Genomic DNA, 21699 nt, shown 5'->3' with positions numbered 1-21699 from the left:
CACACCAACCATAGATCGTTTCATTGCGTATAGCCCAGGCAGACGCGCTTGAGCAAGGGCCCGTTCAGCGAAAGTCGCGGCTGCGCACACTGATGCCGGATAACAACGGGGTCAGGTCGCTGAGACGACCGGCAATCAGGTGCCGCACCTCGCCCACCGCCTCCCAGCGCCCGTCCACCTTGAGCAGTTGCGACCCCACCAGCACCGCACGCTGGCGTTCGGCCAGGTCGCGCCAGACCACCACATTGATGTTGCCAAACTCATCCTCCAGCGTGACAAACGTCACCCCGCTGGCCGTGCCCGGCCGTTGTCGCCCGGTCACCAGCCCCGCCACGCTCACATTGCGCCCGTGCTCCACCGCCAGCAGTTCGCGGGAGCTGCGACAGCGCCGGGCGCGCAGGGCATCACGCAACAACGCCAGCGGATGCGGGCCCAGGGTGGTGCCGACACTGGCGTAGTCGGCGTGCAGGTCTTCGCCCACGCTGGGTGTGGGCAACGCCACGGGCGCTTCATCGGGGGCCGCGTGCCCGGCGAACAGCCCCAGTTGCCGCTGCACCCCGGCCACAGCCCAGCGCGCCCGATGCCGGTTGCCAGCCAGGGCGCGCAAGGCACCGGCGTCCGCCAGCAGTTCCTGGGCGCGGGTATCGAGCGCGGCGCGCTCACTCAGGTCGGCGATGTCGACAAAGGCTCGCCGCTGGCGGGCCGCTTCGATGCGCCGGGCGTCTTCTTCGCGAAAGCCTGCGATCATGCGCAGCCCCAGGCGAATGGCCAGCTGCTGGCCGCTGACAGGCTCCAGGCTGCAATCCCAGTCGCTGGCCTGTACGTCCACCGCACGCACCTGCACATGATGCCGGCGGGCATCCTGCAGGATCTGGTCGGGGCTGTAGAAGCCCATGGGCCAGCTGTTGATCAGGGCGCAGGCGAACGCCGCCGGTTCATGGCATTTGAGCCAGCAACTGGCGTAGGTCAACAACGCGAAACTGGCGGCGTGGGACTCGGGAAACCCGTAGCTGCCAAAGCCTTTGATCTGCTCAAAAATCTGCGCCGCAAAGGCTTCGGTGTAGCCGTTTTTCAGCATGCCGCTGCGCAGGCGCTCCTGATGCGGCTCCAGGCCACCGTGGCGTTTCCACGCGGCCATGGAGCGGCGTAACTGGTCGGCCTCGCCTGGGCTGTAGTCGGCCGCCACCATGGCGATCTGCATGACTTGCTCCTGGAACAGCGGGATGCCCAGGGTGCGCTCGAGCACGCTGTGCAACTCGGGCGACGGGTAAGTGGCGGCTTCTTCGTTGTTACGCCGTCGCAGGTACGGGTGCACCATGCCGCCCTGAATCGGCCCCGGGCGCACAATGGCCACTTCGATCACCAAGTCGTAAAACGTGCGCGGCCTGAGCCTGGGCAACATCGACATCTGCGCCCGCGACTCGATCTGGAACACACCCACGGTGTCGGCCTTGCTGATCATTGCGTAGGTGGCCGCATCCTCCTGGGGCACCGTGGCCAGGCTCAGGTCCCGCCCACGGTGACGGCGTAGCAGATCAAAGCAGCGGCGGATGGCGCTGAGCATGCCCAGCGCCAGCACGTCCACTTTGAGCAGGCCCACGGCGTCGAGGTCATCCTTGTCCCACTGGATAATGGTGCGCTCGGCCATGGCGGCGTTTTCCACCGGCACCAGGGTGTCCAGCGGTTGTTCAGACATCACGAAGCCGCCGGGGTGCTGGGACAGGTGCCGCGGAAAACCGATCAGTTGCCGGGTGAGCCACAGCACCCGGCGCAGCACCGGGCTGTCGGGGTCAAAGCCCCCTTCGCGCAACCGCTCCAGGGGCGGCGCCTCATCGCTCCAGCGCCCGCAACAGTCGGCCAGCGCGTTGACCTGGTCGGGCGGCAGGCCCAAGGCCTTGGCCACGTCACGTATCGCCCCGGCGCCGTGGTAACTGCTGACCACCGCCGTGAGGGCCGCGCGGGTGCGCCCGTAGCGCTGGAACACGTATTGGATCACCTCTTCGCGGCGTTCGTGCTCAAAGTCCACGTCGATGTCCGGCGGCTCGTTGCGCTCTTTGGACAGGAAGCGCTCGAACAGCGTGTTCATCAGGCTGGGGTTGATCTCGGTGATGCCCAGTGCAAAACACACTGCCGAGTTGGCCGCCGAGCCCCGGCCCTGACACAGGATCGAGCGGCTGCGGGCAAAGTTCACGATGTCATGCACGGTGAGAAAGTAGCTTTCGTAACCCAGCTCGCTGATCAGCTTCAGCTCGTGGTTGATCTGCGCCAAGGTCTTGGCGTCGATCCCTTGGGGCCAACGCCGGGCGATGCCCTGTTCGGTGAGGGTGCGCAGCCAGGACTCGGGGGTTTGCCCTGAGGGCACCAGTTCTCGCGGGTATTGGTAATTGAGCTGGCCAAGGTCGAAGGTGCAGCGCCGGGCGATCACCAGGCTTTGTTCGAGCAACGCGGGCGGGTACAGGGCCTGCAAGGCCTCGAGGCTGCGCAAGTGGCGCTCGCCATTGGGGTGCAGGCGCTCACCGGCTTCGGCCACCGGCACGTGGTGGCGGATGGCGGTCATGGTGTCTTGCAGGGCGCGCCGCCCCCGCACATGCATGTGCACATCGCCGCAGGCCACCGCCGGGATGTCCAGGCGGGCGGCCAGGCTCAGGCACTGCTCGAGCGTACGGGCGTCGTCCTGGCCACAATGCAACTGCACCGCCAGCCACAGGCGCCCGGCAAAGATGTGGCGCAACCACTGGATAGAGGCCTGGGTGTCCGACGCCTGCGCCACCCAGAGCGCCAGCAACCCCGGCAATGGCGCGCTGAAGTCTTCTTGCAACAAGCGATAGCGGCCTTTTTCTGCACGGCGACGCGCCACGGTGATCAGGCGGCACAGGTGCTGGTAGCCCTCCAGGTTCTCCACCAGCAGCACCAGCTTGAGGCCGTTTTCGAGGTGCATTTCGCTGCCGATAATCAACGCCAGCTCCACCGCCTTGGCCGCCTGCCAGGCCCGCACGATACCGGCCAGGGTGCACTCGTCCGTGATCGCCAGCGCCTGGTAGCCCTGCTGGCGCGCCCGCTCGAACAGCTCGCGGGCACTGGAGGCACCGCGCTGGAAACTGAAGTTGGACAGGCAGTGCAACTCGGCATACCCGCTGCTCATGCGAACCAGCCTTGCAACCACAGGCCGCTGCCCTCGCCCACGCGGCGGTAGGCCCAGCCCTGCTGGCCGGTGCGGGTGCGGATCAGGTAGTAATCGCGGCGGATGTCGGCGCCGTCCCACCAGCCCGACTCGATGCGCTCCGGCCCCCTCAGCACCTCAATGCCGTGCTCGGGCAACAGCGTGGGCGCCTTGAGCAGCCAGCCCGGGCGCTGCACCGGGCTCAAGGGCTGTGCGCCGCGCACGTCGCTGCCGGGTTGCCAGGCACATTCAGGGCGGTGGTCGGCGTGAAAGCGCAGGCCCTGCACGGCCTCGTCCCCCAGGCGGGCGCGCAAGCGTTCGCGCAGTTGCTCCCACGGCAGGCTTTGGTGCGGGCGCTCGTCGAACAGGTCCTGGCGCTGGGGCACGAACACCGGCAGGTCCTGGGCCACCAGGCGAACGCCACGCACGGGCGAGGTGACCTGCACCTGCTCCAGGCGGCCACGGGCCAATTCAAACAGCATGGCCGGGTCGCGCTCGGCACTGAGCAGGCCGACCTTGATCAGCGTGTGCGGTTCGGTGGCGTGTTCCAGGTGCAGGTCAAAGCGCTGCACGCCACTGTCGCGGCCACACAAAAAGGCGGCCAGGTCGGCGGTGAGGCGGCGCAATGGAAACAGCAGGGCCTGGTGGGACTGCACGTCAAAATTCAATTCGATGCGTGTATCGAAACGGTCCGGCGGCTGGTAAAAGGCCAGGGCCAGGGGGCGCTGGCCGCTCAGCGCATCCAACTGCTTGAGCAACGCCGCGTCGAAACGCCGGGCCAGGGTGTGCCGGGGCAACGCCTGCACCTGGTCCAGGGTGCGCAGGCCCATGCGTGACAAGGCGGTCGCGGCCTGCGGGTCCAGGCCGATGCGGTCGATGGGGAGTGAGGCCAGGGCTCGCGCCAGGCTTTGCTCGTCGGCCACGGCCAGGCCATCGTAGACATTGGCCAGCACCCGCGCCGCCGCCGGGTTGGGCGCAGCCACCAGGCGATGACGAAAGCCCAGGTCTGTCAGTTCCTGGCGCAAGCGCGCCTCGAACTGCGGCCAGGGCCCGAACAGGCTTAGGCTGGACTCGATCTCAAAGAGCAAGGCCCGTGGGTAAAACACGCTGACCTGGGAACTGAAGCGGTATGCCCAGGCCGCCAGAAACTGCTGCCAGCGCTCGATCTGTGCCGGGTCGTATTCGGCGCAGGCAAACGCTTTGGTCAGGGCATGGGCGGCCGTCAGCGATTGCCCCGGGCGCAGGCCGAGTTGGCGCGCCGCTTCATTGACGGTTTGCAGCACACGCCGCTGCGGGGTGCCCGTCAGCAGGGCCAGCGGCTGCGCAGGCTCGGCGCGCAGGCGCAGCACGCCGTCCAGCGCCAATTGCGGAAACACGATACAAGCCCAGCGCATCGCAACCTCAGTGCCCGTTCGCCAGGGCAATCGGCGTCGGATGGGCCAGGCCGCCCCGGCACTTGAGCACCTGCACCCGGGCCGGATTGGCCTCTACACTCAGGCGCAATGCGGCGGGCGACGGGTTGATCGCTTCGCTCAAGGCGCGCCAGGCAAACGCCAGGGTCTGGCCGGTTTCGGCCGCCACCTGCAAGCGGCGCAAGGCCCGGTCATCGGCCTTGTGCGGCCAGCACAGCACCGCCCCGCAACTGCCTGAACGCAGGCATTGCTCTACCGCCCACAGGGCGTCGCGCTCACCGGCCTGGATGATCGAGAGCTGGCGCATATCCACCCCGGCGTTGTGCCAGGCGTGGGGGTATGGCGTGTAGGGCGGCGCCACCAGCACGATCCGCTCCCCGGCGGCCGACAAGCGCGCCAGCGTCGGCCACACCAGTTGCAACTCGCCCACCCCCTCCTTTGCCATGAGGATCTCGCTCAAGGCCGCTGATGGCCAGCCGCCCGTGGGCAACACCGCGTCCAGTGCCTTGAGGCCCGTCGGGTGAGGGCTGGACGGCGGCGCGGCGGGCCGACCCTTCCACACGCGGCCGCCGTTGAACAGCGAGTCCAGTGCTACCACGGCCCCCATCACCCTTGCCTCACCAGGCCACAGAACACCCCTTCGATGGCCAGGTCCTGGTCGGCCCGCACCTCGATGGGTTGATACGCAGGGTTGCGCGGCAACAGGCGCACACGCTCGCCCGTGCGCTCGAAACGCTTGATGGTGACCTCACCGTCCAGGCGCGCCACCACGATCTGGCCATTGAGGGCCTCGGCGCTGCGGCGCACCCCGACGAGGTCGCCGTCGAGGATGCCGTCCTCGATCATCGAGTCGCCCTGCACCCGCAGCAAATAGTCCGGCACCCGGGCAAACATCGCCGGGTCAAGCATCAAGCGGTTGTGCACCTCGGCATCGGCCCCGATCGGCGCCCCGGCCGCCACCCGGCCCAGCACCGGAATGTCGAGCCATTGCGGCCGGGCGGGTTGGTTGAGCAAACGAATGCCCCGCGCCTGGTGGGGGTTGACCTCGATAAAACCGCCTTCGGTCAGCGCCACCACATGCTTGCGGGCCACGCTGCGCGAGGCAAAGCCAAACGCCTCGGCGATCTCGGCGAGGCTGGGAGACTGACCTTGCTGCGCGATTCGATCACGGATGAAGGTCAGGATGGCGGTACGGCGGGGCGTCAGAATAGTCATGGAGTACATTTGTACTCCTGTGGGAAATTTCTGACAATGGCCGCTAGTCGGAGGCCCTTTACCGCTGAGTCGGGATGCGCACCTCGGCACCACGGCACTGGGTCTTCACACTGCGCGGGCAGCCAGCAAACTGCAGGTCCTTAGTCAAACATACCCTGACCTCCGACAACTGCGGCCCCTTGCACACCACCGCCATCCCATGATCGCCCATGCCCGGGTTGCTCTGGCGAAACAAGTCCTCGATCTCCCGCGCCTGCAAATACGTCGGCGCATTCAGCGGCTGCAGTTGCTCCGGCAGTTTGACTTGGCCCAGCGCCGCATCGGTCTTGTCCAGGTACACCGACGCCGCAAGCCCGCTGCAAGTGCCGTGTTTGGCCCACTCGTGGCGCAGCAGTTTTTCGGTGACAAACAGCGTCATGCCCTTGGCCACCTCGGCCGGGGTCAACCGCGACTGCGGCGCACAGGAGGCCGGCCAGCCGCCCCGGGCGTATTGCGGCCAGAGCCCGTGCAGCACAAAGCCGTAGCCCTTGCCCGAGCACTGTTGGTCGCCGGGGTTGGTCAGGCAATACGTGGGCGACCAGGATAACGACAGCACATAAAAATCAAATTCCCCCGCCTGCCCCTGCGCCCTGGGGGCCGCCGTGGCAACGTTGGTGGCCGCAAGCAGCAGCCACAGTGCAAGTCCGGTTGCTTTACGTTTCATCCGTCAGTTCCTTGAAAAAAGTGAGTGCTCAGTGTTGGCCCACACCGGCGCGGCTCAAAGCCTATAAAGCAGCGCTGCCCGGGCGAAAGCTCAACAGGCGTTGCCTGTGTGGCCTGGGGTGCGCTGTAGTATCCGGTCCAGAATGCGGTCGGTTTTCAGCGCCTCGCTCGCCAGCGCCGGGTGCTCGCGCTCGCCGCGAATGTGCGCATTCATCGCCGCCACGTGGTGCCACTGGATAGGGTCCGGGTTGGCCACCTCCCGCGTTTCATTAAAGACCCCTTCAAGCTGCAACGGCGCCTCGTCGAACACCGAAAACGTGATGCGGCCCTCACTGCCGATCAGGCAGACACGGTCTTCACGCCGGTCGGCAACAAAATTCCAGCAGCCCGTGCCCAGCGCGCCCGAGGTAAAGCGCCAACTGGCGGTCACGGCGTCCTCGGCGGCATAACGCCCGGCCTGGCGTGCGGTGAAACCGGCCACGTCCACGATGTCCCCGGCCAGGTACTGGAACAGGTCAAAGCCGTGGCTGGCCAGGTCGGCAAAATAGCCGCCACCGGCCACCTGCGGGTCGGTACGCCAGTTACCGCTGCGCTCGTCATTCACCGAGGCGGGTTTGCACAAGTGCCAGGTCAACTGGCGTAACTCCCCGATACGCCCCGCCTGCAACCAGTCGCGCACGGCCTGGAAGCGCGGCAGGGAACGCCGGTAATACGCGACAAACAGGTGCAGCCCGGCCTGTTCAAAGGTACGTTGCATCAACGCGCTTTGCTCGGCATTGAGCGCCATGGGCTTCTCGACGCAGCAATGCTTGCCCGCCGCGGCCACCAACAGGCTGTAGGCCAAGTGGCTGTCGGGCGGTGTGGCGATGTAGACCGCGTCCACCTCCGGGTCATCGATCAGCGCCTGGGCGTCGGTGTAGTAACGCGCAATACCGTGACGCGCCGCATAATCGCGCACGGCCGCCTCGCGCCGCCCCATCACGGCCACCAGCGCCGAACCCGGCACCTTGTAAAAGGCTGGCCCGCTCTTGCGTTCCGTCACATCGCCACAGCCGATCATGCCCCAACGTACCGTGCTCATCTGCCTCTCCTGACCCGTGTGGTTTGCCAAGCGGGCAGTATCGACGTTTTCCGGGAGGCCCTCCACCCTGCCCGCTAGAGACTGCGCATGACAATTGCATTACAGTTTTATGACGACCAATTCCCAAGGGCAACCAGCATGAAAATACGGGCAACGGTCATTTGCGAACGGAACGGGCACTTGCTGTTCGTGCGCAAGGCCAGATCAAAATGGGTATTGCCGGGTGGCAAGGTCGAACAACACGAACGCGCCGTCGGGGCGGCGGCGCGGGAACTGGAGGAAGAAACCGGGTTGAATGTGGACGGTTTGCTGTACTTACAGGAATTGAAGAGCGGCGACACCGTGCACCACGTCTTCGAGGCCTCGGTGGTGGATATTGAGCAGGCCCGCCCCCGCAACGAAATCGTGGCGTGCCAATGGCACCCCTACCGCAGCATGGAAAGCCTGGACACCACCCAGGCCACCCGGCAAATCGTCAGCTCGTTTGTACGCCGCCTCTAAGGCGCCGCCAGTTCCGCGCTTTGCCCACCGGCCACCAGCGCCTGTTTGACCAAGCCCTCTGCCTTGCACCGTTCGACAAAGGATTTGACGAACGCGGCAGCGGCTGCGTGCGCCACCGGCACCGCCACGGCCTGGCGGATGGTCATGAAGTCATCCTCCAAGAGGCGCCAGCGCGCATCGAGCCGGGTGTGCAGGTAATCGCGCACGCCTGCCGCCGCGTCCAGGCCCTGTTCGATAAACAGGTCCACCGCCCCCGCCGATGTCGATGCGCGCACCAGTTCAGCGTGCTGCAGCGTGCGGCTCAGGTACAGGTCGTAGGCCGCGCCCTGCCCCACGCCAATGCGCAGGCCGGGGGCGTCCAGTTGCTCGACCTGGGTCAGGGCCGAAGCCGCTGGCACCAGGCAGGTGCCCTTGATGATCACGTAGGGGGCGCTGAACGCAATCTCCCGCTCGCGCACCGGCTCGATGGCCAAAAACGCCACGCGCCAGGCGTCGTCGGGCAAGGCGGCGAACACCTTGCCCGCCGCCTCATACGTGACCAGTTCGAGGTCTGCGCCCAGGGCCTCGGCCAAGGCCCTGGCCAACACCACCGACACGCCTTGCGGCGCGCCGTCGTCACCCTTCTGCGCGAGTACCGGGTTGCCGAAGTTGATCGCGGCGCGCAGTACGCCGCCGGGGGCCAGTTGTTCAAGTACCTGAGGGTCAATCATCAATCGCTCCTGGACGGGTCCGGTGCACGGTCTTGCGCACGACAAAGGGCAAGACGCCGCCGTGCACAAGGTAGCCAAGCTCTTGTTCAGAGTCGAGCCGCAAGCTCAAGACCGTGCTAGAGGTGTCACCGTTGGCGCGGTCGATGTGCAGGGTGATCGGGTTTTCGCCGACCTTGAGCCGGTCCAGGCCCAGGAACGTCAGTGTCTCGTGACCGTCCAGCGCCAGGTCTTGCACCGTCCCGCCCGCCGTGAACACCAGCGGCAACACCCCCATGCCGATCAGGTTGCTGCGGTGGATACGCTCGATACTGCGCGCCACCACCGCCTTGATGCCTAACAGGCTCAGCACTTTGGCCGCCCAGTCGCGGCTGGAGCCTGCGCCGTAGTTGATCCCGGCAAACAGCACCGTGGGCGTGCCAGCATAGGTCTGCGCCGCCACGTACAGCGGCTGGTAGTCGCGACGGTCGGCGGTCCAGGCCCACACGCCCTGGCGCGGCGGCTGGTCGGGCGTCAGCAGGTTGTTCAGGCGCGGGTTGGTAAAGGCGCCGCGCACCATCACTTCGTGGTTACTGCGCCGTGTCGAGTACTGGTTGAGGTCGGCCAGCGCCTCACCACGCTCGCGCAACCAGTGCCCGGCCAGGCTTTCGGCGGGGATGGTGCCAGCGGGCGAGATGTGGTCGGTGGTCACGTTGTCACCCAGCACCACCAGGGCACGGGCGTCGCGCAGCGACAGCGCACCGGCGGGCTCGGGCGCGATCCCGGCCAGGTACTGCGGACGGCGCAGGTACGTGGAGTGCGCCAGCCACGGGAACTGCACGCTGGCGTCGGCGTCCAGCGCCTGCCAGTGATGCGTGCCTTGCCAGAGGCTGTCCTGGCGCGCGCGGAACAACGGCGGGCGCACCACCTGCGCCACCTGCGCGGCCACGTCGGCTTCGCTGGGCATCAGTTCATGCAGGTACACCGGCAAGCCGTGGGCGTCGATCGCCAGTGGCTGGCTGGACAGGTCGATGTCGATGCTGCCGGCAATCGCATACGCCACGCACAGCGCGGGCGACGCCAGGTAACCGGCGGGCACCTTGGGGTTGACGCGGCCTTCAAAATTGCGGTTGCCCGACAACACCACCACGCCCTTGAGCCCCTGTTCGGCAAAGGCCTCCACATGGCGTTCCAGGCTGCCGGAGTTGCCGATGCAGGTCATGCAGCCAAACCCTGCCAGGTCAAACCCCAGGGCGGCAAAATCATCCAGCAGGTTGGCCTCAGCCAGGTAGTCCGCCACCACGCGCGAGCCGGGAGACAACGACGTCTTGACCCACGGCTTGCGCGTCACGCCTCGGGCGCGGGCGTTGCGGGCAAACAGCCCGGCCTGGATCATTTGCGCGGGGTTGGCGGTGTTGGTGCAACTGGTAATGGCGGACATCACCACCGCGCCGTGGCTGATCGGCACCCCGAACGAGGGCTCGAAAAACGCCTCCCGCTCCTGGGTGATCTGCTGCTGGAACGAGGCGCCCGCCTGCGCCAGCGACTGGCGCTGATGCGGCTGATGCGGCCCGGCCACACTGGGTTCGATGGCCGCCAGGTCCAGTTCGATCAGCTCATCAAACTGCGGCTGCGGGTCGTGCGGCTGGCGCCACAGCGACTGCGCGCTCATGTAGGCCGAGGCCTTGGCGATCAACGCGGCGGGGCGCGCACTCAAGTGCAGGTACGCCTGGGTTTCGTCGTCAAACGGGAAAAACACCACCGTGGCCCCGTACTCCGGCGCCATGTTTGCCACCGTACCGCGCGCCGCCCAACTCAAGGACGCCAGCCCCGGCCCGGTAAACTCGACGAACTTGCCGACCATGCTGCGCTGGCGCAGCACCTCGGTTACTGTCAGCGCCAGGTCGGTGGCGGTCACGCCGTCACGCAGGGCGTTGGTCACCCGAATCCCCACCACCTGCGGGAACGGGATCGGCACCGGCTCGCCCAGCATCGCGGCCTGCCCTTCCAGGCCGCCCACGCCCCAGCCCAACACACCAATGGCGTTGATCATCGGCGTGTGGCTGTCGGTGGCGACCATGCAGTCGGGGTGCAACAGCACATGGCCGTCACGCGCCGGGCTTTCCCACACCACCTGCGCCACCGCTTCCATGTTCATCTGGTGGATGATGCCGGTGCCCGGCGGGATCACCTTGAAGTTGTCGAGGCTGGCCTGGGCCCACTTGATAAAGCGATAGCGCTCGCTGTTGCGGCGAAAGTCGATGTCCAGGTTGGCTTCCACCGCGCCCGCCTCGGCGTAGTGCTCGACGATCACCGAATGGTCGATGGTGAGCACCGCCGGGATCGCCGGGTTGACCGCGCGCGGGTCACCGCCCAGCTCCGCCACCACATCACGCATGCCAGCAAAATCGGCCAGGGCTGGCAGGCAGGTGGTGTCATGGAACATCAGCCGGTTGGGCTGGAACGGCACCTCGCAGTCCAGGCCCTCGCCGAGCGCCCGCGCCAACACCGTCGGCAAGGACGCCGGGGCGCAGCGGGCGATGTTTTCCAGGAGGATACGCACCGAGTACGGCAAGCGTTGCAACTGCGCCGGGGCCAGCAGTTTGTGCAGGTCGATATAGGCGAAGCGCTGCCCGTCGATGTCCAGGTGGCTGATCAGGTCGCTCATAGCTGCTTGAACACCCGCTCGATGCGCTCAAGGCCCCAGTCCAGCTCCTCACGGGTGATGGACAGCGGCGGTGCGATGCGCAGCACGTTTTCGTGGGTTTCCTTGGTCAGCAAGCCTTCGGCCATCAGGGCTTCGCAGATCGGGCGGGCATCGCGGTCCAGCTCCACGCCCACCCACAAACCCCGCCCGCGAATCTCGCGGATGGCCGGTGAGTTCAGCGCGTGCAGGCGCTCTACCAGGTAGTGCCCAAGCGTCGCGCTGTTGTCGATCAACCCTTCTTCTTCCAGCACCAGCAAGGCTTCCAGGCCGACCGCCGCGGCCAGCGGGTTGCCGCCAAACGTCGAGCCGTGGCTGCCTGCGTCGAACAGGTCCATGACCGTGTGGTCGGCCACGAACGCCGACACCGGCATGATCCCGCCGCCCAGTGCCTTGCCCAGAATCACCGCATCGGGGCGGATGCCCTCGTGCTGGAAGGCGAACCACTTGCCGGTGCGGCCAAGGCCCGACTGGATCTCATCAAGAATCAGCAAGGTGTTGGTTTCATCGCACAGCTGGCGCAACTCGCGCAGGAAACCGGCCGGCGGTACGCGAATCCCGGCCTCGCCCTGGATCGGTTCGATCAGCACCGCGCAGGTGTCGGCGGTGATCGCCTGGCGAAAACTCTCGATGTCGCCAAAACGCGCTTCGGTGAAGCCGTTGCAGAACGGGCCGAAATCGGCGCGGTAGGACGGCTCGGACGAGAAGCCGACGATGGTCGAGGTACGGCCGTGGAAGTTGTTGTCGGCCACCACGATTTTGGCCTGGTCAGCCGCAATGCCCTTGACCCGGTAACCCCAGCGGCGGGCGGCCTTGATCGCGGTTTCCACGGCTTCAGCGCCGCTATTCATCGGCAGCGCCGAATCGAAGCCGCTGATGCGGCAGAGGGCCTTGAGGAAATTGCCCAGCGGCTCGCTGTAAAACGCGCGGGAAATCACGCTGATCTTGTCGATCTGCGCCACGGCGGCGGTGCGGAGGCGCGGGTGCACATGGCCATGGCTGACCGCCGAGTAGGCCGACATCATGTCCAGGTAACGCTTGCCGTCATCGCCAATGGCCCAGGCGCCCTCGCCCTTGACGATCACCACCGGCAGCGGCGAATAGTTGTGGGCGCAAAATTGGTGTTCAAGGGTGATTGCCGGGTTGGAATGCATGGGATGACCTGCCAGATAAATTCAAGAAAACAAAGATGCAAAGGTGAAAGCGGGTTTCAACGCCGTGAACTCAAGCGCTGAGCAACTTGCCGCTGCGAATCGGTGTCGCGCCACTGACCCGCCCGAGGGGGTCGCCAGGTTTTACGAAACGCACATCGCGGCGCATGTAGAACACCCCGCTGTTGGTGCTGCTGACCGTGGTGGTCTTGCCGCTGTGCGGGTCGACGATGTCGAACAGCGCCTGCCCGGGTTCGATCCGGCTGCCCACCGCTGCGCGGTGCACCAACACCCCGGCGCTGGGCGCATAAAATTGCTCGCTGCCCGCCAACGGCGTCGCCGGGCTGCGCAGGGGCGGCAAGGACCTTGGCAGGCCTTCGACGGCGCCCAGGTAGGTGAGGTAGTCGATGATCGCGGTGGCGTCATGGTTGGCCAACTCATACGACACGTCGCGCTGGCCCCGGTGCTCGACGGTCACGGACACGCTGCTGTCGGGAATCGGGAAACGCTCGCCGAAATGTTCGCGCAGGTTGACCCACAGCAGGTACAGCGCCTCGTCGAACGAGTTGGCCTGGGAGTCGGTGGCCAGCAACGAGGCCTCGGCGCCGATGTAGCGCGCCAACGGTTCGACCGTGGGCCATACCGCTTCGCCGGTGTAGATGTGCATCGCCGCTTCGCGCGAGCAGTGCAGGTCCAGCACGATGTCGGCATCGTGGGCCAACAGCATCAGGGTCTGTTGCAGCGACTGGTACTCGTCCATCGGCTGCGCGGCTCGCAGGCATTCGCCCCAGGCCTGGCGGATCAGTTCGCGGTTGGCGTTGATGTCCTGACCCAGCAGGTGCTCCACCTTGCGGGCGATGTCCTGGACCGGCACCGGGAACCCCCGGTTGTAGTTGCGCCCGCTGCCCAACTCGAAACGCCCGCTGGGCGCGCCCATGATGTATTGCCCAAGGCCCGCCGGGTTGGCCACTGCCACCAGCACCACCTCGACATTGAGGCGCCCGGCATTTTCCAGCGTCACCAGCTGTTGGCGCAGTTGCGCGGCCACCAGCATGGCCGGGGTTTCGTCGGCATGCAGCGCCGCCTGGATATAAATTTTCCGACCACAAGCCACGACGCCGTAATGCTCGCTGTCCACGTGCCGGTGAGTGCCTTGTGTCGCTTGCAGCAAGGGGTGTTGATTAAGTTTCATAAAACGAAAGTCTCGATATTCGAGTGAAAAACCTTGGGGAAAATAGTAACGAGACTGCGTGATCGCCTGTAAGGGCGGAAGGGGCTATCTCGATCTTGAAATCCGATCAGCCCCCTCCCCCTCACACCACTACCAGAGCGCCAGGGTGTAGCCCAGCAACACGCGGTTCTCGTTAACGTCGTTGAAGTAGTTGCCTTTGCTCATCGCGTTGCGCCAGCGCATCGACACCCCCTTGAACGGGCCGTTCTGCACCACGTAGCCGATGTCCAGGTCGCGCTCCCACTCGCGGCCCTCGCGGTTGAAACCGAGCACTTCGGCCGAATCACCCTTGGCGTACTTGATGCCAAACAACAGGCCCGGCAGGCCCATGTCGGCAAAGTTGTAGTCGTAGCGCGCATGCCAGGCACGCTCGCGGGTCTGGGTGAAGTTGCTGAACTGATACTCGGTAAACAGGTACGTGATGGACCCGTCCAGGTAAGTGAACGGCGTGGTGCCGTACTGGCGCTGATAGCCGCCGCCGATGCTGTGGCCGCCATAGACGTAGGTGAAACGGGTGCTGAGCGCGCTGTTGTCCACCTTGCCTGCCAGGCCCGCACCGTCCTTGTCGGAGGTGAAGTAGCGCAGGTCGGTTTTCAACGTGCCCGGGCCCAGGCCGAAGCTGTTTTTGAGGCCGGCAAATTGCTGCTGGTAAATGCTGTCCAGCGCCGCAAAGTGGTAGCTGACCAGGGTGTTGGGGGTCAGCGAATAGTCGCCCCCGGCAAAGCGGAACTTGTCACTCAGGGCTGTGCTTTTGTAGACCTTGCTCACGGTGGTGAGCTTCATGTCTTCGTAGTTGGTGGAGTCGCGGTCCTTGGCCTGGTCGAGCTGGCCGAGGCTGATCTTGAGGTTACTGATGTCGTTGGACACCAGTTGCGTACCGCTGAACGACTGCGGGAACAAACGGCTGGTGTTGGGTTGCAGCACCGGCAGGTCCGGCACCAGGTAGCCCACCCGCAGCTCGCTCTTGCCGAACCGCGCCTTGGCGGTCACGCCCAGTTTGGAATAGTCGTCGGAGGCGCGCTTGTCGCTGTCACGCTGCAACAGACCGGTGCCGGAGAGGCCCGGGCTGGAGTCCAGTTTCACGCCGAGCATGCCGGTCAAGTCCAGCCCGAAACCCACGGTGCCTTCGGTAAAACCGGACTTGATCCCCAGGATAAAGCCCTGGGCCCACTCCGCCCGCATCGACTGCGAGGCGTTCTCGCGGTAATCGCGGTTGAAGTAGTAGTTCTTCAAGTCCAGCGTACCGCTGCTGTCCTTGATGAAATCGGCGTGGGCCAGCGACGGGAGGATCCCGCTGCTGACAACGCCGACGCCGGTGATGAGTTGAGTCAGGGATTTTTTCATTTTTTTGGCTCCTGGCAGTGTGGGGGTTTTTGGTTTTTTTGTTGTGCTTCGGGCATGGCTTCGCCGTTCGCGCAAATCCTGGATTTGCGCGGCGGTGAACTCAGCCCTGGTTTACAGCGCTAGCGGTACGGGGCCCTGGCGGATGCGGTAACCACCGTTTTCAAGCTTCTCCAACGGGCTGGCGGCGGCCAGCAACTTGCGGGTGTAAGGGTGTTGCGGCTGGTCGAAGATGGCCTCGCGGGGGCCCATTTCCACCACCTTGCCCTCGCTCATCACCGCCACCCGGTGGGCGATGCGCTCCACCGCCGCCAAGTCGTGGGAGATGAACAGGCAGGCAAAGCCGTACTGCGCCTGCAGGCGCTCGAACAGCTCCAGGATTTGCTTCTGGATGGTCATGTCCAAGGCCGAGATCGGCTCGTCGGCGATCACCAGGCGCGGGTGGCGCACCAACGCACGGCCAATGGCGACACGCTGGCGCTGGCCACCGGACAACTGGTGCGGGAAGCGATCGACAAACTGCTCGGCCAGGCCGATGTCCACCAGGGTCTTGGCCACCCGCTCACGTTTTTGCGCGGCGCTCATGCCGGGCACATGGCGCAGGGGTTCGGCGAGGATTTCACCGATTTTCATGCGCGGGTCGAGGGACGAATACGGGTCCTGGAAAATCATCTGGCATTGCAGGCGATGCTCACGGTTGCCTGCCTTGAGAATGTCCACGCCTTCAAATTCGATGGCGCCGCTGCACGGGGTGTTCAGGCCCACAATCGCCCGGCCCAGGGTGGTTTTGCCCGAGCCGCTGCCGCCCACCAGCGCCAGGGTTTCACCCGGTGCGATGCTCAGGTTAGCCGAGTGCACCACCCGCTTGAGTTCGGTGCGCCCCCACAGGTTGCGCGGGCCGGGGTGTTCGATGCACACGTCCTTGACCGTCAACAGTGGCCGGTCGGCGGCCGGCAACGCTGGCAAGGTGCCGCGACGTGGCAGCGCCTCCAGCAACTGGCGGGTGTACTCGGCCTTGGGCGCCAGCAGAATCTGCTCGATGCTGCCCTGCTCCACCGCGCGACCTTCACGCATGACCACCACTTTGTGGGCGTAACGGGCCACCAACGACAGGTCGTGGCTGATGAACAAAATAGCCGTGCCCTGCTCACGGGTCAGCTCCAGCATCAGTTTCAGCACGTCCAGTTGCGCCAGGCAATCGAGCGCCGTGGTGGGCTCGTCGGCAATCAGCAACGCCGGGCGCAGCAGCATCACCGAGGCCAGCATGATGCGTTGGCGCATGCCACCGGAGAACTGGTGCGGGTAGGACGAGAGGCAACGCTCGCCGTCCTTGATACCGATGTGCCCGAGCATCTCCAGGCTGCGCTCGCGGATCTGCGCCTCGGTGAATTGAGTGTGCAGGCGCAGGCCCTCGGCCATTTGCTCGCCGATGGTCATCGAGGGGTTCAACGACACCATGGGTTCCTGGAACACCATGCCGATCTTGGCCCCGCGCAAGTGGCGCAATTGCTCCGGAGTGAGGCTGTTCAGGTCATGGCCCTGAAAGCGCACCTGCCCGCCGCAATGCTCCAGCGGCGGTGGCAACAGGCCGATGGCGGCGCGCGCGGCCATGGTCTTGCCGCTGCCCGACTCCCCCACCAGCGCGACGATTTCGCCCGGTGCGATGGTGAAGCTCAGGTCGTTGACCGCCAAGGGGCCGTGGCTGCCCACGCGGATTTTTAACTGATCGACTGCCAGCAAAACGTCAGTCATGCTCATTTACTCATCCGTGGATCAAGACGGTCACGCAACGCGTCACCACACAGGTTGAACGCCAGCAACGCCATGGCGATGCAGACACCGGGAAACAGCCCCAGCCAACTGGCCGTGGCGATATACGGACGGCTCGCGGCCAGCATATTGCCCCAGGTCGCGGCGGGCGGCGGTACGCCCAGGCCCAGGAAGCTCAGCGAGCTTTCGGCCAGGATCGCCCACCCGAACATGCTGGTGGCCAGCACACACACCGGTGCCACACAGTTGGGCGCGATGTGCCGCAGCATGGTGTACAGCTCGGAGTTGCCGATCACCCGGGAGGCTTCCACAAACTCCTTTTCACGCAGCGACAGCACCGTGCCGCGCACCACCCGCACCACCGACGGCGTATAGGCCAGGCTCAGGGCAAACACGATGCCGTACAGGCTCGGGCCAATGATTGCCATCAGGCCCAGCGCCAACAGGATGCCGGGGAACGCCAGCAAGGCGTCGTTGATCATCATCAGGCCACGGTCGACCCAGCCCCGCAGGAACCCGGCCAACAGGCCCAGAAACGTACCGGCGACAATCGCCATGCTCACGGTCAACACACTCACCCACAGGCTGGTGTGCGCGCCGATCATCAGGCGGCTCAGCACATCGCGACCGTATTCATCAGTGCCCAGCCAGTGCGCGGCGGTCGGCGCCTGCAAGCGCGCCATCAGGTTCAGGGCGAGCGGGTCATGGGGTGTCCACACCAGGCCCAGCAAGGCCATGATCAACAGCAACGCCAGCAGGGTCGCGCCGATCAGCGCGTTCAACGGTGGCACACGCCAGGCCCTCGGGGCCTGCGCCGGGGCTGGCAACAGCACCCCGGCCTGCGCAGATTGAGGCTTATTCATAACTTAACCCTAGGGTCGAAGAGCGGGTACAAGAGGTCGACCAACAGGTTGACCAACACATAAACAAAGGTCACCAGCAACAGGCAGCCTTGCAGCACCGGGTAGTCCCGGGCGTAGATGGCGTCGACCATCAGGCGGCCGATGCCCGGCAGGGTGAACACGGTTTCGAGCACCGCGATGCCGCTGAGCAGGTTGCCCAGGATCAGCCCGATCAGGGTCAGCGTGGGGGCAAACGAGTTACGCAGCGCATGGCGCCACAGCACCGCGCGCTCCGACAGGCCTTTGGCCCGGGCGTGGGTGATGTATTCCAGGCGCAACACTTCAATCGCACTGGCCCGCGCCATGCGGGTGATTGCGCCCAGTTCCACCAGGGTCAGGGTGACAATCGGCAGCACGATGAAACTCAAGGCCTGCCACGGCGACTGGCCGAACGACACGTAACCCACCACCGGCAACCAGCCCAGCTTGATGCCAAACGCGTAGAGCAACAGCAGGCCCAGCCAGAAGTTTGGGATGGACAGCAACAGCGTTGCCGTCGACACCACGCCAAAGTCCAGCGCGCTGTTCTGTTTCCAGGCCGCCAGCAGGCCCCCTGGCACTGCGATCAACGCGGCCATGAACACCGACACCAGCACGATCCCGGCACTCACCTGGAAACGGTCGAGAATCAGCGGCAACACCGCCTCGTTAGTGGTGATCGAATGCCCCAGGTCGCCGGTGAGCACCGCCTTGAGCCAGATCACGAACTGCAACGGCAAGGGTTGATCCAGGCCCAGTGATGCGCGGGCCATCTCCAGGCTGTGAGCGTCGGCCATGTCGCCGAGCATCAACAGCGCCGGGTCACCTGGCACCAGGCGGATGATCGAAAAGACCATCAGCGAGATCAGCAGCAAGGTCGGGATCGACATCGCCAGCCGTTGAAAAACAAAACGCAACATCCTTATTTACTCCCGGAAGCTGAGACGCTGACGGTCCACAGCCGAGGCTTGGACACCGGCCAGGTCCGCAGGCCCTGCACGTAATCGCGGGACGCAGCGATGGCGTTGCCGTTGTACATCGGGATCAGCGGCACGTCGTTGAGCATCATCTGGTGCAGTTGGTCGAACAGCGCCTGGCGCTTGCTCACATCGCCTTCGCGCTGGGCTTCACGCAGCAGTTGCTGGGCCTGGGGGTTGTCCCAGACCTTGCGCGGCTCCTTGTCCTTGTCGCCAGTGACCGAGTCGAAGCTCAGCGCCGGGTCGAGGCGTTCGGAGTACGGGAAGGCCATCATCTGGTAATTGCCGGTCTGGTAGCGCTCCAACTGCGTGCCCCACTCCAGGGTTTCCAGTTGCAGGTTGAGCCCGCTGGCCGTGGCCATGGCCTGGGCGAACACGCCCATGTCAAAGATGGCGGCGTAGCGCTTGTTGACGATCAACTTGATCGGCTCGCCCTTGTAGCCTGCCTCGCGCAGCAGTTGCGCGGTCTTGGCCGGGTCGAAGTCGTAGCCTTTGTCTTCCACGGCGGTGTGATAATGGCTGCCGCTGGCGACCATCGAATTGTTGGCCTTGGAACGTCCGCCGGTCAGGGCCTGGACGATCTGCGCGGAGTCCAGCGCATGGGCGATGGCCTGGCGCAGGCGCACGTCCTTGAGCAGCGGGTCGCGGGTCTGGAACAACAGCGCGTTGACCGACATGGTGCCGCTGGAAGTCACGCGGATACCACGGTCGGCCGCCAGCTCCGTGGCGTCCAGCGGGGTGACGTCGATCAGCATGTCGACGTTTTTCGACAGCAGGGCCGCCTTGGCCGCCGCCGGGTCAGGGATCACCATCAGGCGCACGCGGTCCAGGGTGGTGGACTTGTTGCCGGTGTAGCCGTCCGGCTCTTTATCGTCACGCGGGGTGAAGTCGGGGTTGCGCAGCAGTTCAACGTACTGGCCGGGCTTCCAGTCGCCCAGGCGGAACGGGCCGGTGCCGATCGGGCCTTTCCACTGGCCCTCCACCACCGAGTCGGGGTGCAGGATGCCGCTGCCGCCACACTCGGGCAGCGCGGTGCTGGTGAGGAACAGGCCGTTGGGCTTGTCCAGGGTGAACACCACGGTGAGCGGGTCCGGGGCGCTCATGTCGACGATTTTCGCACCGCCATGGCCATCGAACTCAGGCGCGCAGCGCCATTGGGTCTTGGGGTCGAGGAAACGTTTCCAGGTCCACAGCACTTCGGCGGAGGTCAGCGGCGCGCCGTTCTGGAACTTCACCCCGTCGCGCAGGTGGAAGGTGTAGCGCAGGCCGTCGTCGGACACCTGCACGTCCTTGGCCAGCAGCGGGCCGACGGTGGCGTCTTCACGAAAGGCCACCAGCCCTTCGGTGATATGCATGATGACGGCGTCGGAGTTTGTGTCGCGGTTCACACCCGGGTCGGTGCTGCGAATGTCGGCGTTCAACGCGACCTTCAAGAGATTCTCGGCGTGGGCAGTGCCCATGAGCGTGGCGGACAAGGCGCCCGCCAGGAGTAAAGTCTTGTTCATGATAAATGCACCTTAAATGATCCTTAAGTTGGGTTCGGACGTTGGCAGGACCCAAAAAGAGGCACGGCCGAACACCTGGATAGTTGTTGTTGTTTTAGTCGCTTATATCGATTCGCGAATGATCTGCGCCGATCTTATTCGTACCCTGTGGAACTTGAGAAGAACGCTCCGGGTGATCGGGCTCACAGAATCCGATCACGCGCCCTGCGTGCGACACCTTGCCCCGAGCCTACCGATAAATCGGGGCCTGTGGCTTGAAAATCTGCATTTTTGGCGATCAAAAATACCGAACCTGATCGTCAATACCGATCTTTGCGCTCCCCAAGTGATCGGATAAGCTGACCGCCCTGCACACTTTTATAAGCGCGCGTCATCACTTACCAATCATTCTCATTTAGCGGTAAGTGCACGCAGTTAATTCAACTGGAAGCGCTTGATTAATAACAAGTGCGGAGCCCACTTTCATGACCCTCACCCATCTTCGAGCGTTCTGTTCCGTGGTTGAAAAAGGCAGTTTCCGCTCCGCCGCCCGCCAGTTGGACGTGGCCCAAAGCACGCTGACCCAATCGATCCAGACCCTGGAGAAAGAGCTGGGCGTGGTGCTGCTGCAGCGCTCCAACCAGGGCATCAACCTGACGCCTGCCGGTGAGGTCTTCCTGGTGCGCGCCCGCGCCATCACGCTGGACTGCGAACGCGCCCTGCTCGACCTGCAACCCTGGAAAGGCGAGCCCGAAGGCAATATCGCCCTGGGTGTGACCTCCGAGCCCCTGGCCGAACTACTGCTGCCGGTGCTCAGCAACTTCACCCAGCGTTTTCCGCGCATGCAGGTGCACGTGGCCAGCGGCTCGGCCAAGGGCCTGATCGAAAAAGTGCGCGACGGCCGCCTGGATTTCGTGGTGTGCCCGCTGCCGCCCAACGTCACCGACATCGACCTGTCCATCGATCGCCTTTATAGCTCCAGCGCCGGGATCATTGCGCGCAAGGGCCACCCACAGGCGCAGGCCAAATCCGTGCACGCGCTCGCCGACTGTCAGTGGATCAGCGTGCGCCCCACTGGCGTAGTGGGCGGCGCCGAGAACCGCCTGATCGAACTGTTCCGCGGCCAGGGCTTGCCGCCGCCCAAGATCGCAATCACCACCGATTCGCTGCTGGAAACCCTGCACATCGTGTCCGAAACCGATTACCTGACCATCGAGCCGCGCATGCTGCCGGGGTTGAAGCTGTTTTCGGGCGCACTGACCACCATCGCCATCGAAGAGCCCCTGGCCTCGCGCGATGTGTGCCTGATCAGCCGCCGCTCCTCGCCGCTCACCAGCGTCAGCCAGGAGCTGACCACCATGCTGATTTCCTATTCGCGGCTGGTCCACCGCAGCCGTTGAACC

Annotated in this window: 17 protein-coding genes; 2 read left to right on the top strand and 15 right to left on the bottom strand. The window is 65.1% G+C overall.

Annotated features, from left to right (window positions below; all coding sequences use genetic code 11):
- Window positions 1-64: 64 nt before the first annotated feature.
- From ACW9H9_RS21975 to ACW9H9_RS21950, 6 genes are all read right to left on the bottom strand, one after another.
- Entirely contained in the window at window positions 65-3163 is a 3099-nt protein-coding gene (locus ACW9H9_RS21975; RefSeq protein WP_457345190.1) for an error-prone DNA polymerase, read from the bottom strand.
- A complete protein-coding gene (locus tag ACW9H9_RS21970) occupies window positions 3139-4554 on the bottom strand; it encodes a Y-family DNA polymerase (protein WP_457345191.1) in 1416 nt (471 codons plus the stop codon). The genes ACW9H9_RS21975 and ACW9H9_RS21970 overlap by 25 nt, the downstream gene beginning before the upstream one ends.
- Window positions 4555-4561: 7 nt before the next feature.
- A complete protein-coding gene (gene imuA / locus ACW9H9_RS21965; protein ID WP_457345192.1) occupies window positions 4562-5179 on the bottom strand; it encodes a translesion DNA synthesis-associated protein ImuA in 618 nt (205 codons plus the stop codon).
- A complete protein-coding gene (gene lexA, locus ACW9H9_RS21960) occupies window positions 5179-5796 on the bottom strand; it encodes a transcriptional repressor LexA (RefSeq protein WP_457345193.1) in 618 nt (205 codons plus the stop codon). The genes imuA and lexA overlap by 1 nt, the downstream gene beginning before the upstream one ends.
- Before the next feature lie 49 nt (window positions 5797-5845).
- Window positions 5846-6490, bottom strand: coding sequence for a ribonuclease T2 family protein (locus ACW9H9_RS21955; RefSeq protein ID WP_457345194.1), 645 nt, complete (start codon window positions 6488-6490; stop codon window positions 5846-5848).
- Window positions 6491-6580: 90 nt separating this feature from the next.
- Window positions 6581-7570, bottom strand: coding sequence for a Gfo/Idh/MocA family protein (locus ACW9H9_RS21950; protein WP_457345195.1), 990 nt, complete (start codon window positions 7568-7570; stop codon window positions 6581-6583).
- A 138-nt stretch (window positions 7571-7708) separates the two neighbouring features.
- Between ACW9H9_RS21950 and ACW9H9_RS21945 the strand changes: the two genes are divergently transcribed.
- A complete protein-coding gene (locus tag ACW9H9_RS21945; RefSeq protein WP_457345230.1) occupies window positions 7709-8071 on the top strand; it encodes an NUDIX hydrolase in 363 nt (120 codons plus the stop codon).
- Here the strand turns inward: ACW9H9_RS21945 and ACW9H9_RS21940 are convergent.
- The 9 genes from ACW9H9_RS21940 to ACW9H9_RS21900 form a co-directional block, all read right to left on the bottom strand.
- Window positions 8068-8781, bottom strand: a complete 714-nt coding sequence (locus ACW9H9_RS21940) for a transporter substrate-binding domain-containing protein (RefSeq protein WP_457345196.1) — start codon at window positions 8779-8781, stop codon at window positions 8068-8070. The two genes, ACW9H9_RS21945 and ACW9H9_RS21940, sit on opposite strands and share 4 nt — an antisense overlap.
- Window positions 8774-11425 carry an aconitate hydratase AcnA gene (gene acnA, locus ACW9H9_RS21935; RefSeq protein ID WP_457345197.1) on the bottom strand — a complete coding sequence of 884 codons (2652 nt, stop codon included), beginning with the start codon at window positions 11423-11425 and terminating at the stop codon, window positions 8774-8776. Before acnA ends, ACW9H9_RS21940 begins: the two co-directional genes overlap by 8 nt.
- On the bottom strand, window positions 11422-12615 hold the full coding sequence (rocD, locus tag ACW9H9_RS21930; RefSeq protein WP_457345198.1) for an ornithine--oxo-acid transaminase: 1194 nt from the start codon (window positions 12613-12615) through the stop codon (window positions 11422-11424). Before rocD ends, acnA begins: the two co-directional genes overlap by 4 nt.
- A 70-nt stretch (window positions 12616-12685) precedes the next feature.
- Window positions 12686-13804 (bottom strand): succinylglutamate desuccinylase/aspartoacylase family protein, encoded by a 1119-nt coding sequence (locus ACW9H9_RS21925; RefSeq protein WP_457345199.1) that lies wholly within the window; start codon window positions 13802-13804, stop codon window positions 12686-12688.
- A gap of 129 nt (window positions 13805-13933) precedes the next feature.
- On the bottom strand, window positions 13934-15187 hold the full coding sequence (locus ACW9H9_RS21920; protein WP_457345201.1) for an OprD family porin: 1254 nt from the start codon (window positions 15185-15187) through the stop codon (window positions 13934-13936).
- A 111-nt stretch (window positions 15188-15298) separates the two neighbouring features.
- On the bottom strand, window positions 15299-16942 hold the full coding sequence (locus ACW9H9_RS21915; protein ID WP_457345202.1) for an ABC transporter ATP-binding protein: 1644 nt from the start codon (window positions 16940-16942) through the stop codon (window positions 15299-15301).
- The gene (locus ACW9H9_RS21910; protein ID WP_457345204.1) at window positions 16939-17817 is read right to left on the bottom strand and encodes an ABC transporter permease; all 879 of its coding nucleotides are present in this window, start codon (window positions 17815-17817) and stop codon (window positions 16939-16941) included. The genes ACW9H9_RS21915 and ACW9H9_RS21910 overlap by 4 nt, the downstream gene beginning before the upstream one ends.
- Window positions 17814-18755, bottom strand: coding sequence for an ABC transporter permease (locus ACW9H9_RS21905; protein WP_457345205.1), 942 nt, complete (start codon window positions 18753-18755; stop codon window positions 17814-17816). Before ACW9H9_RS21905 ends, ACW9H9_RS21910 begins: the two co-directional genes overlap by 4 nt.
- A 2-nt stretch (window positions 18756-18757) precedes the next feature.
- A complete protein-coding gene (locus ACW9H9_RS21900) occupies window positions 18758-20317 on the bottom strand; it encodes an ABC transporter substrate-binding protein (RefSeq protein ID WP_457345206.1) in 1560 nt (519 codons plus the stop codon).
- 464 nt (window positions 20318-20781) lie between these two features.
- Here ACW9H9_RS21900 and ACW9H9_RS21895 point away from each other — a divergent pair, with 464 nt between their 5' ends.
- Complete coding sequence (locus tag ACW9H9_RS21895) at window positions 20782-21696, top strand: LysR substrate-binding domain-containing protein (protein WP_457345208.1); 915 nt, start codon at window positions 20782-20784, stop codon at window positions 21694-21696.
- Window positions 21697-21699 lie beyond the last annotated feature (3 nt).

The sequence above is a fragment of the Pseudomonas sp. SDO5215_S409 genome (genome assembly GCF_054071325.1).
The sequence above is the reverse complement of the archived record's forward strand: the minus strand, read 5'-3'. Positions and strand labels throughout refer to the sequence as shown.